Raw genomic sequence first — 12,996 nt, forward strand, 5'->3', positions numbered from 1 at the left:
CCAAGAAAATTATTGGATTTGCAGCTTGGTAAATGTATGGTTATCGACAGATTCTGCACCGTTTGCACCTCAGGAAACATAGCTATAAACAGGCGAAAAACTCCGCCCTCCAACAAGGTTTTCTAAACCAATCAAACCTTGCATTCTCATCAAACGACACTTCGCTTTTTGCATTTAGGCAAATCTAAAAAATTCCGGGTCATTTGGATGGTTGACGCTGGCTGAAGGCAGTTACCTTATCCAAGCTGAGCAGCAGATAAAGCAAGCACATGTGTGAGTGTAATGTGGCAGGTAGTAGTCCAGTACCGGCCAGTGATAAAAATTGCCATCTTTGCGAGGAAGCGCAGCTGACGAAGCAATCCAGTGCCTTCGTTATCATTGCTGCTGGATTACCGCGTCGGCCTGCGGCCTCCTCGTAATGACGGGGAGGTGGATACTAGATTGCTTCACGCTGCGCGTTCGCAATGCCGCCTTTTAGTCAAACACCCAAATAGCCGCTGATTTTCCCTTCAATTCCAGCCTTCACTGGTTAAAAAATAAAACTGTTTTTTCTGTTTATTCCGCTAAACCTTTCCGCAGGCTGTCCGTTTACTGCTCTCAACGGCGGTTGAAAACTCTGCAAACATTGAACGCGGATCAAGGCCGGGAAACGATGGTGGGCCTTATGGAAAAGGCGCCACAATACTTTAAAAAGTAACCCCCTTTACAAGGAAGGAGAAATACAAATGGCACAGGTCATTAATACCAATATCGCATCGCTGAACGCGCAACGTAACCTCAATACCTCGCAAAGTGCACTGAGTACCGCACTGGAACGCTTATCCAGCGGGCTGCGCATCAACAGCGCCAAGGACGATGCCGCCGGGCTCGCAATTTCCGAACGGATGACCGCACAAATCCGTGGTCTGAATCAGGCTGCGCGCAATGCCAACGACGGTATCTCACTGGCACAGACGGCTGAAGGTGCACTCGGTGAAATTGGTAACAATCTGCAGCGTATCCGCGAGCTGGCCGTACAGTCGCGCAATGCCACAAATTCCATTGATGACCGTGAAGCATTGCAGAAGGAAGTAGCCCAACTGAAGTCTGAAATCGATCGCGTCGCCACCCAGACCAGCTTCAATGGCACCAAACTGCTTGATGGCAGCTTTTCCAACAAGGCTTTCCAGGTCGGCGCCAACGTTGGTGAAACGATCAGTATTGCCAGCATTACAAGTGCCACAAGCGCCACGCTCGGTACCTCCAGCATCGCTCAGGTAACAGGAGCCGCCGCTAGCGCATTCACTGCAATCACCGCCGGCCACTTGACTATTAATGGAGTAAGCGTCGGCGCCATCGCTGCTGATACCAATGCCGCAAACCGTGCCTCAAGTATCATGAGCGCTATTAACTCTTACTCCTCTCAAACGGGAGTTTATGCAACAATTTTATCCTCTGCTCCGGAACAGGTGGTGTTAACCAACTCTGGTTCTGTGCCTGCCACACCGAATATCGTAATCGCCTTCGCCGGAGCTAGCGCAGATGCCACGACAACTGGTCTGACTGCTGCAACTACCAATCCTACAACCAGCACAGGGTTTGCTGCTTTAGACGTTTCCAGTATTGCCGGAGCCGATACAGCGATCACAGCGATGGATGCTGCGCTCAAAGCCGTTAACTCAGCCCGTGCTGATCTCGGTGCGATCCAAAATCGCTTCAGCTCAGTCATCACTAATCTGCAAACAACCAGCGAGAACCTGTCTGCTTCCCGCAGCCGGATTCAGGATACCGACTTCGCCGCTGAAACCGCTTCTCTGACCCGTGCGCAGATTCTGCAACAGGCTGGTGTCGCGATGCTGGCACAGGCCAATGCATTACCGAACAATGTGTTGTCCCTGTTGAGATAAGCCCCACGTCATCGCGAGGAACAACGTGACGTGGCGATCCAGTGACGCAGGTTGATTACTGGATTGCCGCGTCGGCCTGCGGCCTCCTCGCAATGACGGCAAAAGGGGAAGTGGCTGGATTGCCACGGCGGTTTACAACCGCCTCGCAAAGACTGGTAAGTAGATTAAAAGGAGATTGACATGAATATCAACGCAGTCGCTACTGAACTATTCCAGACGGTAGCACCTGTTCAGCCGGCAGTATCGGCCACCCGGACAGGAGAGCACGAAACGGCTGCTGCTCGCAGAGCGCCGGCTGAAACCGGCGATATCAAACCGGAGCAGGTGGAAGAGGCGGTACAGCAAATCGAGCAGTTCACTCAGACGCTATCACAGAACCTGAAATTCTCGATCGATGAAGATACCGGTAAAACGGTGGTCAAAATCGTGGATATACAAACTCAGGAAGTGATTCGCCAGATTCCTTCGGAAGAAGCGATCACGATTGCCCGCACGCTGGGAAAAATTCAGGGATTGCTGTTCAACGGCCAGGCGTAGTGGACACCCAGGCAGCGAACATGCTGCCACCCCTCTCCTTTCTCACCTCTCCCCGTGCAACGAACCGTTTTCTTGCTTTGTTCAAGGTAAAAACCGGATGCGGGAAACCACTCCCTCATTTTGTTCACAGGTTAATAAACAACATCGTGGCTTCCAATATTGATCGGGATAATTCGCTTATCCTCGATCAGGAATTCCAGTGTAATCCGATAAGAAAGATTAATTGAAATGGCATATATTCCCTGCAGTTTGCCGCTCAATGCATGCAACCGCAGAGAAGGATGATAGGGATTCGCTTCGAGGATTTGCAGCGTTTTCAAATATTGTGCACGCAAATCAGGATGATGCTTTAACCAGCGTGCCGCCCGCTGGTTATAAGCATCCGTAAAGATCAGGGAATAACCCACTGTTTACTTCAGTGCATCCAGCCGTGTAAGATGCACTTCCGGCGATGCCTGCTCATAACGTCCGGCAGCCAGATCCGCTCGTGTTTCTACCAGCGCGGCAGTCAATTCACACTCTCGTAAATAATAGTAATGTTCCAGCTGCATGACGACATAGCGATCTTTGCCTCGCACAGCAATCATCGCTTCCGGTTGCTCCTCCAGTTGCACTTCGATCGCCGCAATGCCTCTGGTTTTGAGATCATTTGCATTAATAGCATTCATTTTTCAACCCTTTAATCGTACGTTACAAACTTCCATTATACGCATTATTAATAGATCTATATAAAGTACTGTTAACCGAATGGATGCAGCAAGGCCAGCGACAGTAAATGTTAGGGGACCATCTTGCGAACGCCTCGAGCGTGAAGCAATCCAGTACGATATTGACAGAAAATGTGTAAAGTCGCTTTCGCCGCTGCCGTTATGATTCTCTGGATTGCTACTCAGCCTGCGGCTTCCTCGTAAGGATGGATGGAGGTTGGTGGAGCTTGTAAAAGCAGGCAGTGACGGAATAAAACAGATCAGATCGAGGATATAAATCATGCTTTCATCACCAGGAATCGGCTCAGGGCTGGATGTCAGCGGAATCATCAGCAAGCTGATGGAGGTCGAGCAGCGCCCGCTGACGCAGCTCAATACCAAGGAAGCGAAACAGCAGGCTCAGCTCTCTGCCTTTGGCAGCCTGAAAAGTGCATTGTCGTCGTTTCAGGATAGTGTCAAGGCGCTGGCGAAACCTTCACTGTTCAACAGCTTCAAGGCCACACTGGCGGATACGACGTTAGCCACGGTAAGCACTTCTTCGAGTGCAGCAGCGGGTACGCACCAGATCGAAGTGCGGTCGCTGGCGCAGGCACAAAAAATCAAGTCGGAAACATTTACCACCACGGATACAGTAATCGGCAGTGGCTCACTGACGATCGAATTCGGAACGTATAGCGGAGGCATTTTTACCGCTAATGCGGAGAAAACGGCCAAAACGATTACGATCGATCCGGCCAAATCGACGCTGGCAGATATTCGAAACACTATCAACGAAGCGAATGCGGGAGTGACAGCCAGTATCGTCAATGATGGCAATGGCAACCGGCTGGTGATTTCTTCCAAGGACAGCGGGCTGGCCAATGCGCTGAAGATCAGCGTGAACGATACAGATGGCAACCACACCGATAATGCCGGATTATCGAAACTTGCCTTTGATACCTCGGCCGATGGCGTCAGAAACATGACCGAGACAGTAGCGGCCCAGAACGCCGTTATGGTGATCGATGGCATCACGGTGGAAAAATCGTCCAACACCATCAGCGATGCACTGGAGGGGGTGACGTTCAATCTGCTCAAGGCCAACCCCGACACCAGTACAACACTGACGATAGAAAAGGATAAAAGTAGCACTGAGGCGGCGGTGAAGGCGCTTGTCACCACTTACAATGAGCTGGAAAAAACCATTGGCAATCTTTCCCGTTACGATGCGGCCAATAAGCAGGCAGCAGTGCTGACCGGGGATTCCACCGTGCGCATGATCCAGAGCCGGGTACGCGCCATGTTGAATGGCAATCAATCCGCTGCCGGCGGAATCAACTCGCTGTCCGAACTGGGTATCAGCTTTCAGAAGGATGGCACACTGGCGCTGGATAACAACAAACTGAGCGCCGTGCTGAATGATCCGGACAAGAATATTGCGGCGTTTTTCACCACACAGGCGGGAGATGGAGTAACCTCTGTTGAAGGTTTCGCTTCCCGATTGAGTGAGTTGATCGATGGCATGACTCGCAGCGATGGCCTGATCAATAGCCGCATGGATGGCATCAACAGTATGATCAAGGGAATCGGCAAGCAGCGTGATGCATTGGGGCACCGGCTGGAAGAAGTCGAAAAACGCCTGCGGACACAGTTCACGGCGCTGGATACAATGATTGCCAGCATGACTCAGACCAGCAACTATCTGCAGCAGCAACTGGCCAATCTGCCTAAAATCGGTGATAAATAACCAGGGCATCAACCCCTATTCTCATTTTCAAGTAGGAGAAACTGATCATGTTCATTGACTCCCCCAGCCGTGCAATCAGCAGTTATCAGCGCGTGGGTGTCGAATCCGGCGTGGTATCTGCCGATCCGCACAAGCTGATCCTGATGCTGTTCGAGGGTGCGCGCCAGGCATTGGATTGCAGCCGGCTGTATATCCAGCAGAACAAGATCGCGGCCAAAGGAGAGATGATTTCCAAGGCAATCATGATCATCGACCATGGCCTCAAAGCCAGTCTCGATAAAACAGCCGGTGGAGAACTGGCCAACCAGCTGGAACAGTTATACGACTACATGACCGCACGACTGCTTACCGCCAATCTGCAAAACGATACGGCGATCATCGTGGAAATCAGCCACCTGCTGGGCGAACTGCAGGAAGCGTGGACATCGATTGGCAATCAACCTGCCGGAAAAACAGATGCACAAACGGCTACCCAACATACAATCGGAGATACGACCAGTACAGGTGCAATGGCATGAAATTCGATACCCCATCCGGACATCCGTCAGAGGACAACAGAAACGGTATGCAGATAATCGCCACCTATGAAGCCATACTGACGATCACCGACCAGATGCTGCAAGCAGCGAAAAACAGCGACTGGGACAGGCTGGTAGCATTGGAACAGGATTGCAAACACCTGACCACCTGGCTGATAGAGCAGCATACCTACGAGCAGTTGAGTGATGAACAAAAGAAAAAAAAAGTTAGCCTCATTCACGAAATATTGGAACGTGATGCCGAAATCCGCAACATTACCGAACCGTGGATGACACAACTGCAAAATAAACTGACCAGCTATGGCCAAAAACGGAAACTGGGACAAACCTACCAGACCGATTCGTAATCGAGCTGCCAGATCCCTACACCTCGCCACCCGCTACCTGCTTCATTGCATTCGCAGTCGCGGCTAAAGACGCGTGACTCACGAAGACGGAGATGCTATGCACCACAGTGAACATTTATCCACCGCCGTCTTTGCGAATGCCCTCAGGGCATGAAGCAATCCAGAGAGTCGATTGCAAATGCACTGGATTGCCGCGTCGGCCTGCGGCCTCCTCGCAACGACGGCGTGGGCATAGTACAGTTCACATCAACTTCTACCGTCTTTGCGGAGCGACTTGTCATTGCAAGGAAGCGTAGCCTTTAGCCACGACTGCAAATGCAATGAAGCAGGTGGCGGAAACGTAGCAACCCAGTAGTTGAGAAGCAATCCAGAATGACAGCAATAAGCAGACAATGAAGGCGCCGTGCGTTTATATCATGGCCAGCAGGCGCAACGGCACGTTATATACAGGAGTCACTTCTGATCTCGTACAACGTGTCTGGCAACATAAAGAAAGTGTTATCGAAGGATTTACCCGACGATATCACTGTAAGCTGCTGGTCTGGTATGAGCAGGACGAATCGATGGAAAGTGCGATTCTGCGTGAAAAGCAGATCAAAAGCGGTAGCCGTGCAAAAAAACTTATCCTGATCGAAGTACAAAACCCAGGCTGGCGAGATTTATATCCAGCGATACTTTAAGGGAACTTCTATCGAATCCTCCATGAGCTGCAACCTTTGAAACACTGGATTGCCGCGTCAGCCGGTTGCAGAGGTAAAAGGAAAATACCTTTCCTTTATCGATTCTGGATCGCCACGTCACCATGTGACTCGCGAAGACGGAGATGCTATGCACCACAGTGGTCATTTATCCACCGCCGTCTTTGCGAATGCCGTCAGGCATGAAGCAATCCAGAGAATCGATTGCAAAAGCACTGGATTGCAGTGTCGGCTTTCAGCCTCATCACATGACGAGGTGAGTATGACCTAACTTGCGCTGTCCTTATGAACGGGAGAAAGACGGAATAAAACGCAGGGTACAAAAGAAAAGCGCCGGAAACCGGCGCTCAAGTCTATGCTTCACTTATGGTTATTTATTATCCGTTTCCGATCAGGCCTGCTTACGACGACGGATCAAGCCCAATCCCAGCAGCCCGGCACCGAACAGTAACATGCTGCTGGTCGGTTCAGGAATTTCGATTTCACCTGGTATCTTAAAGCTTTGTATCCCAACACATAGTGGCTCAAGCCTTCAATATTATAACTGTGTAGACAGCACAAAACATGCCACAACGTTATATTGTTGTTTATAAGGTCTTTAATACTCTACACGCTTAGCTCTGATATAAAATTGTCAATTTCTCCGACAAAAAACACCCTGTTTCAACAGGATCTTCTCCTTTCATAGCTGATAAAGAAAAATACTAATTTCTTACCGTGACTGTTCTGCTGGTGATATCTCCTTTGGCATTGAACGCTTCTGTCGTGACAGTAATATTACTGCCGCGCGGCATCGTTTCCCAGGTATTCCAGCGATAACTCAATGAGTTACCGTTAGCAATAGCGATGACTCCACCATTGGCTTTCAGGTTGATTTTGCGGGTATTCTTATCGGCCGTTACCCTGATATTCTGGTAACGGCTGACTTTCTGCCCGTCTCTGAGATTGAAGGAGGCAATCTGCGACAGCGGTTCGGTGTTTGCAGTTGTGTCGATATTTTTTACACTGACTGTCACTGCAGAGGAAGCACTCTGGTTGCCGGCAGCATCAAAGGCATACGCTACCAGCGTATAGTTGCCGTCCGCCAGTGATTTTGCGTCCCAGATAAAACCAGAGCCCGACTGGGGATTCTCCGCCACTTTTTTACCGTTGACGTGCAGCTCCGTACGCACCACTCCAATATTGTCGGAAGAATTGATATTGACCGGCACACTGCCTGAAACGACGGCTCCACCGGCAGGAGAGGCAATGCTGATCGTCGGTGGCGCGGTATCTGCAACGATATTTTTTACCGTAACCTTCACAGAGGAAGAAGTGCCCTGGTTGCCGGCAGCATCAAAGGCGTATGCCACCAGTGTGTAGCTGCCATCCGCCAGTGTGGTGGTATCCCAGGCGAAGGCGAAAGGTGGCTGGGTATCTTCGATTGCTTTGCGGCCATTGACGTACAGATCCACCCGCACCACGCCCTTGTTGTCGGAATAATTTACATCTACCGGCACGCTGCCGGAGACTGTTCCGCCAGTGGGAGAGGCAATGCTGATAGCCGGTGCCGTTCTATCTACGCTGATGCGTGCATAGGCAGCATTAACAGCATTGGCGGCATTGATGCGGCCATGGCCGTAGTACTGGTCATAACCGGCACTGCCAATGTCTTGCGCAGTAGCGGTCAACATCTGGTCGATGTCCGCCGGGGCAAGATCCGGGTTGATGGAAAACAGCAATGCTGCTGCTGCCGCCACGATCGGGCTGGAGAACGAAGTACCGGAAACATAGCCGTAACCGCCACCACGTAACGTGGTATAGATACTCACCCCGGGAGCAGCCACATCGACATAAGGCCCGTAACTGGACCAACTGGCGCGAGCGTCTTTGCTGTCCGTGGCTGAAGCAACGATGATGGCGTTACTGGCGGGGAAATTATTCGATCCACCGGAGTTACCCGCGGACATGACCACTACCCCGCCCTTGCTGCGCATGTAATTGGCAGCCGACTGGACAGTCAGGCTTTCCGCCCCACCGTAGCTGATATTGGCTATTCTGGCGCCATTGTCTGCCGCCCAGCGGATACCCCTGGCCATGTCGCTCAAGTATGCACGGCCATCCAGCGTGGAAATACGTACCGGCAGAATGCGTGCATTCCAGGCTACACCGGAACTGCCGGCACCGTTATTGGCGACTGCGGCTGCCGTGCCGGCTACTTTAGTACCGTGACCGTAGACATCGCTGGTATCTGTATTGTTGTCATACGCATTCCAGCCGGGGAGCATGTTAGCGGCCAGATCAGGGTGAGTACTATCTACACCGGTATCCAGAATCGCGATGGTCACACCGTCACCAGTAGCAATATCCCAGGCGGCAAGTGCCTGAATTTTAGGCAGTGCCCAACTGTTGCCAAAAGCGGGGTCCGTGACGACTTGAGCAGGTTCAACCAGCCTGTCCAGTTCAACTGCCTTGAAGCGCCGGTCTTTTTTGAGTTTATCCAATACTTTGACTTCATCCACGCCATCGGGCAGTTCGTAGATGAGCGCATTCAGCCTGTTGAGCTTGCGCCTGGATTTCACGCCATACGGTTTAGTAGCCTTATCGAATTCCTTCGCAGTCAAACCGGCACGCGGAACGACCAGCAGGCGGCCTTTCGCCCAGCGGGATGGAGAAACAGTTTTGCTGGCAGCTTTCAATTTGGCAGCTGCCCGAGCTTCCTTGCCGGAATTGGCATAGCCGCTGCCGGAAAAAGCGATCAGTAGAATCAGAAGAATCGGGAAACTGAAAGAATGATGAAAAATACCGGTAATACCATTACGAACAGTAGAATGAAAAAGTGAGTAAACTGGTTTTGCATTTGCCATGCACGGATCCTTGAAAAGTAGGTTATACGAGGCCGACTTACCAGCACGCACATCCGAATGAAAAATCGGATGCAACCCTCGGCAGTGCCGCTTTCCTGACAACAGATCAGGATCGGAAACTTTGCACCCCTGTCTCACGACAGGTTAGCCTTCATCGGTTACAGCATGATGCTGGTATGAATACGGCAGGATTGTTTTGAATCTTTACGGCGTCGATTCTGAGTTAACTCATCATCTTGTGATTCGATAGCTCAGAAAATTCTGATGCAGGTTTCCCCTTTGGCTGATACAAAGCGGCTCTGATATAGCGGCTGCTTGCTGTCACTCTCAAAATAGTGTGGAATATGGCGTATGGAAAACGGACAAAAATATAGCATCAAGGTGGAAGTACGCACAATTTATTTACCAGATCAGTCTGATGCTGAGACGGAACGGTATGTATTTGCCTACACCATTACCCTCAACAATACCGGCAGCGTAGCTTCGCAACTGGTAAGCCGTCACTGGATCATCGCCAGCGGGGATGGCGTCACGCGCGAAGTGCGCGGGCTGGGCGTAGTCGGCGAGCAACCCTTGCTCAAACCCGGTGAAACCTTCGAATACACCAGCGGAACCGCAATTTCATCGATTGCCGGTTCGATGAAGGGTTCCTATCAGATGGTGGCCGAAGACGGTTTTCATTTTTCAGTGGAAATCCCTGAATTCATCCTGAGCGTGCCGCGCGTGCTGCACTGATCTGGCAGACCTCATGCCCGCAGATGTCATGCTTCATGGCACCCTGTACCTGATCCCGACCCCCCTGGGTGAAGGCGATCTCGGCTGGATACTGCCGGCTGAAGTCCGGCAGCGAATCAGCCGGCTGGAGCGGTTTATCGTCGAACATCCCAAAACAGCTCGCCATTTCCTCAAGCAGGTAAACCCACTGCGGGCGGTACAAACTCTCAAGCTGGAAGTGCTGGATGAACATACCCCTGCAGGTGAAATAGAAGCATTGCTGGCACCCCTGCTCGCCGGCGAGAATGTCGGCCTGCTTTCCGAAGCAGGTTGTCCGGCAATCGCCGATCCCGGGGGAGCACTCGTCCGGCTGGCACACCGCAAGAAAATCCGGGTGGTGCCGTTCGTCGGCCCTTCTTCGATTCTGCTGGCATTGATGGCTTCCGGGCTGAACGGTCAGCGTTTTCGTTTCCATGGGTATCTGCCGGTTGCACTGGATATACGAAATAAAGAAATTGCCCGATTGGAACAAACATCCATCACGGCAGATGAAACCCAGATTTTCATCGAAACCCCCTACCGCAACCAGAAATTGCTGGAAGCACTGGTACAGCAATGCCATACGAAAACGGATTTATGTGTAGCCTGCAACCTGACCCGAGCAGATGAATATGTATCAACAAAATCGATTGGCGAGTGGCGTACAGGCAACTGGCCTGATCTGCAAAAAAAACCGACCGTTTTTCTGCTGCATGGACAGAAGCAATCGAAAAAATTCTGAACCAGAATAGCGAAGAGATTGCAGGCAGACGCGGCAATCCAGTGCCTTTTCAATCGAATGACTGGATTGCTTCATGCCTGAGGGCATTCGCAAAGACGTTGGTTGATAAAGGACCACTGTAGTGCATAACACCTCCGTCTTCGCGAGTCACATCGTGACGTGGCGATCCAGGAAGCCGATATAGGTAAAGTATCTCCCTTTATCTCTGCAATCGAATAACTGAGTTGCTTCGTGTCCCAGGGCATTCGAAAAGATGGTTGGGGGGTATTTCTGTCTGACTGGCAGCTATTTCCCACGCATGAACATTTTGTCCAGTTCAGCCAGACCGATTTCAAACCACGTCGGCCGTCCGTGGTTGCACTGATCCGAACGTTCAGTCACTTCCATTTTGCGCAGCAGTTCATTCATTTCAACCAGTGTCAGTGGACGATTGGCGCGAACGGCGCCATGGCAGGCCATGGTTGCCAGCAATTCATTGCGGCGAGCTGCAAGTAACTGGCCGGGATCTCCGTTTCTGATTTCATCCAGCACATCACATACCAGCTTTTCCGTATCAGCATCCTGCAGAATAGCCGGCACCGCACGCACCGCCAGTGTAGTAGCAGTCAGCACAGTTACTTCAAAGCCCAGCTGCTGCAAAAGCGGCTGGTTTTCCTCGACCGTGGCAATATCGAGACTATCTGCGTGAAATGTCACCGGAATCAGCAACCGTTGTGCGGACAGCGTCTGCTCGTCCATCTGCAACTTCAATTGCTCGTAGACGATACGCTCATGGGCCGCGTGCATGTCCACGATTAGCAGCCCTTTCCGGTTCTGCGCCAGGATATAGACGCCATGAAGTTGCCCCAGTGCAAAACCCAGCGGAGGCATGGCCGGATGCTCACTGCTTTCCCCTGTTCCGGTTTGATGAAATGGGTTCTGGGGGGCAGTGGAATCAAATTCGCTACCGGATAACACCTGATAAAAATTGAAAGGCTGCGCAATCATTTCCGATGGAAGCCCTGTTTGTCTGGGGTAGTTCAGCATCGGCGCGGCAGGTACATGCTTTTCATCAGGCGGCATGACGGCAGCCATCGTAAACTGCGAGGATGATTGCGATGATTCCATGCCGGAACGAGGTGAGGACAGCGCCTTGCTGACACCGTGGTAGATAAACTGGTGTATTGCCCGTGCTTCACGGAAACGGATCTCGGTTTTGGTCGGGTGTACGTTGACGTCCACCTGTTCGGGATCGATGTCCAGATACAGCACGAAAGCAGCATGACGATCCAGGTGCAGCACATCACGATAGGCCTCGCGCAGGGCATGGGTAATCAGCTTGTCGCGCACGAAGCGCCCGTTGACAAAGAAATACTGCATGTCACGTGCAGCGCGTGAATACGCGGGTAATGCCAGCATACCCTGCAGCCCGATGCCAGCTGATTGCTCGTCGATCCATGCCGCCGACCGGGTGAATTCCTCACCAAGCACAGTTTTTATGCGAACAGCAGCTTCTGCCGATTGCCAGTGGCTGCGCAGATTTCCGTTGTGCCGCAATGTGAAGGCAATACCGGCATGGGACAGCGCCATCCTGCGAATGATTTCCTCACAGTGGGCAAATTCCGTGGCTTCGGTTTTGAGAAATTTGCGGCGGGCAGGAAGATTGAAAAACAGATCCCGAATTTCAACTGTAGTACCTGCTGCGTGTGATGAGGGTTCCGGTTGCATGACCCGTATGCCTTCGCTGCGTATCTGCCAGGCATGCTTTCCGCCCGGCTGGTGGCTGATGAGCAATAAATTTGAAACCGATGCAATGCTGGCCAGCCCTTCTCCCCGAAATCCCAGGCTGGTGATTCTGTACAGATCCTCCTGACTGGTAATTTTGCTGGTCGCATGGCGTGTAAGGGCGAGAGACAGCTCTTCTCCCGGAATACCTCCACCGTTGTCGGTCACGCGAATCAGTTTCAGCCCGCCCTGCGCGATATTGACCGATATATCCGACGCACCGGCATCGATGGCATTTTCCAGCAACTCTTTCAATACTGAAGCCGGACGTTCGATGACTTCTCCCGCGGCTATCTGACTGATCAATCCATCGGGAAGTAATCTGATTGTACTCATTTGGGAACCGGAAGCGGGATAATGGAAACCTACAAAGGAACTAATCGAATCAGCATTATACCGGCTTCAAGTTATGGTACGCTTGAGGCTGAGCAGGTGGGATAGTATGCGATAT

At 51.6% G+C, this 12,996-nt stretch carries 13 protein-coding genes and 1 riboswitch; of the genes, 8 read left to right on the top strand and 5 right to left on the bottom strand.

Annotation, left to right across the window (positions count from 1 at the left end):
• The first annotated feature begins 725 nt into the window (after positions 1-725).
• Positions 726-1,886, top strand: a complete 1,161-nt coding sequence (locus ABUL11_RS00005; RefSeq protein WP_350281813.1) for a flagellin — start codon at positions 726-728, stop codon at positions 1,884-1,886.
• Positions 1,887-2,066: 180 nt separating this feature from the next.
• Positions 2,067-2,423 carry a flagellar protein FlaG gene (locus ABUL11_RS00010; protein ID WP_350281814.1) on the top strand — a complete coding sequence of 119 codons (357 nt, stop codon included), beginning with the start codon at positions 2,067-2,069 and terminating at the stop codon, positions 2,421-2,423.
• Between the two features lie 131 nt (positions 2,424-2,554).
• On the opposite strand, the gene ABUL11_RS00015 is transcribed toward ABUL11_RS00010, so the two are convergent.
• Together ABUL11_RS00015 and ABUL11_RS00020 are read right to left on the bottom strand one after the other, a co-directional pair.
• On the bottom strand, positions 2,555-2,830 hold the full coding sequence (locus ABUL11_RS00015; RefSeq protein ID WP_350281815.1) for a type II toxin-antitoxin system RelE/ParE family toxin: 276 nt from the start codon (positions 2,828-2,830) through the stop codon (positions 2,555-2,557).
• Between the two features lie 3 nt (positions 2,831-2,833).
• On the bottom strand, positions 2,834-3,091 hold the full coding sequence (locus ABUL11_RS00020; protein WP_350281816.1) for a type II toxin-antitoxin system Phd/YefM family antitoxin: 258 nt from the start codon (positions 3,089-3,091) through the stop codon (positions 2,834-2,836).
• 319 nt (positions 3,092-3,410) lie between these two features.
• Between ABUL11_RS00020 and fliD the strand changes: the two genes are divergently transcribed.
• From fliD to ABUL11_RS00040, 4 genes are all read left to right on the top strand, one after another.
• On the top strand, positions 3,411-4,856 hold the full coding sequence (gene fliD / locus ABUL11_RS00025; protein ID WP_350281817.1) for a flagellar filament capping protein FliD: 1,446 nt from the start codon (positions 3,411-3,413) through the stop codon (positions 4,854-4,856).
• A 47-nt stretch (positions 4,857-4,903) separates the two neighbouring features.
• Positions 4,904-5,374, top strand: coding sequence for a flagellar export chaperone FliS (fliS, locus tag ABUL11_RS00030; protein WP_350281818.1), 471 nt, complete (start codon positions 4,904-4,906; stop codon positions 5,372-5,374).
• The gene (locus tag ABUL11_RS00035) at positions 5,371-5,742 is read left to right on the top strand and encodes a flagellar protein FliT (protein ID WP_350281819.1); all 372 of its coding nucleotides are present in this window, start codon (positions 5,371-5,373) and stop codon (positions 5,740-5,742) included. Before fliS ends, ABUL11_RS00035 begins: the two co-directional genes overlap by 4 nt.
• A 392-nt stretch (positions 5,743-6,134) precedes the next feature.
• The gene (locus ABUL11_RS00040) at positions 6,135-6,422 is read left to right on the top strand and encodes a GIY-YIG nuclease family protein (RefSeq protein WP_350281820.1); all 288 of its coding nucleotides are present in this window, start codon (positions 6,135-6,137) and stop codon (positions 6,420-6,422) included.
• Between the two features lie 409 nt (positions 6,423-6,831).
• Here the strand turns inward: ABUL11_RS00040 and ABUL11_RS00045 are convergent, their stop codons facing one another.
• Together ABUL11_RS00045 and ABUL11_RS00050 are read right to left on the bottom strand one after the other, a co-directional pair.
• Positions 6,832-6,948, bottom strand: coding sequence for a PEP-CTERM sorting domain-containing protein (locus tag ABUL11_RS00045; protein ID WP_350281901.1), 117 nt, complete (start codon positions 6,946-6,948; stop codon positions 6,832-6,834).
• A 196-nt stretch (positions 6,949-7,144) separates the two neighbouring features.
• The gene (locus ABUL11_RS00050; RefSeq protein ID WP_350281821.1) at positions 7,145-9,286 is read right to left on the bottom strand and encodes a S8 family serine peptidase; all 2,142 of its coding nucleotides are present in this window, start codon (positions 9,284-9,286) and stop codon (positions 7,145-7,147) included.
• A gap of 77 nt (positions 9,287-9,363) precedes the next feature.
• A riboswitch (cyclic di-GMP riboswitch) is annotated at positions 9,364-9,446 on the bottom strand.
• Between the two features lie 191 nt (positions 9,447-9,637).
• Here ABUL11_RS00050 and apaG point away from each other — a divergent pair.
• Entirely contained in the window at positions 9,638-10,021 is a 384-nt protein-coding gene (gene apaG, locus ABUL11_RS00055; RefSeq protein ID WP_350281822.1) for a Co2+/Mg2+ efflux facilitator ApaG/CorD, read from the top strand.
• Positions 10,022-10,034: 13 nt separating this feature from the next.
• Positions 10,035-10,781 carry an SAM-dependent methyltransferase gene (locus ABUL11_RS00060; protein WP_350281823.1) on the top strand — a complete coding sequence of 249 codons (747 nt, stop codon included), beginning with the start codon at positions 10,035-10,037 and terminating at the stop codon, positions 10,779-10,781.
• 285 nt (positions 10,782-11,066) lie between these two features.
• Here the strand turns inward: ABUL11_RS00060 and mutL are convergent, their stop codons facing one another.
• Positions 11,067-12,881 (bottom strand): DNA mismatch repair endonuclease MutL, encoded by a 1,815-nt coding sequence (gene mutL / locus ABUL11_RS00065; protein WP_350281824.1) that lies wholly within the window; start codon positions 12,879-12,881, stop codon positions 11,067-11,069.
• Between the last annotated feature and the right edge of the window lie 115 nt (positions 12,882-12,996).

The organism is Nitrosomonas sp. (genome assembly GCF_040256045.1).
Taxonomy (GTDB): Bacteria; Pseudomonadota; Gammaproteobacteria; order Burkholderiales; family Nitrosomonadaceae; genus Nitrosomonas.

What these genes read in the sequence shown, in the direction of transcription:
- ABUL11_RS00005 (WP_350281813.1), top strand. Translation starts at nt 726, where the DNA reads ATGGCACAGGTCATTAATACCAATATCGCATCGCTGAACGCGCAACGT.
- fliS (WP_350281818.1), top strand. Translation starts at nt 4,904, where the DNA reads ATGTTCATTGACTCCCCCAGCCGTGCAATCAGCAGTTATCAGCGCGTG.
- fliD (WP_350281817.1), top strand. Translation starts at nt 3,411, where the DNA reads ATGCTTTCATCACCAGGAATCGGCTCAGGGCTGGATGTCAGCGGAATC.
- ABUL11_RS00050 (WP_350281821.1), bottom strand. Translation starts at nt 9,286, where the DNA reads ATGGCAAATGCAAAACCAGTTTACTCACTTTTTCATTCTACTGTTCGT.
- ABUL11_RS00040 (WP_350281820.1), top strand. Translation starts at nt 6,135, where the DNA reads ATGAAGGCGCCGTGCGTTTATATCATGGCCAGCAGGCGCAACGGCACG.
- ABUL11_RS00020 (WP_350281816.1), bottom strand. Translation starts at nt 3,091, where the DNA reads ATGAATGCTATTAATGCAAATGATCTCAAAACCAGAGGCATTGCGGCG.
- ABUL11_RS00060 (WP_350281823.1), top strand. Translation starts at nt 10,035, where the DNA reads ATGCCCGCAGATGTCATGCTTCATGGCACCCTGTACCTGATCCCGACC.
- apaG (WP_350281822.1), top strand. Translation starts at nt 9,638, where the DNA reads ATGGAAAACGGACAAAAATATAGCATCAAGGTGGAAGTACGCACAATT.
- ABUL11_RS00035 (WP_350281819.1), top strand. Translation starts at nt 5,371, where the DNA reads ATGAAATTCGATACCCCATCCGGACATCCGTCAGAGGACAACAGAAAC.
- mutL (WP_350281824.1), bottom strand. Translation starts at nt 12,881, where the DNA reads ATGAGTACAATCAGATTACTTCCCGATGGATTGATCAGTCAGATAGCC.
- ABUL11_RS00010 (WP_350281814.1), top strand. Translation starts at nt 2,067, where the DNA reads ATGAATATCAACGCAGTCGCTACTGAACTATTCCAGACGGTAGCACCT.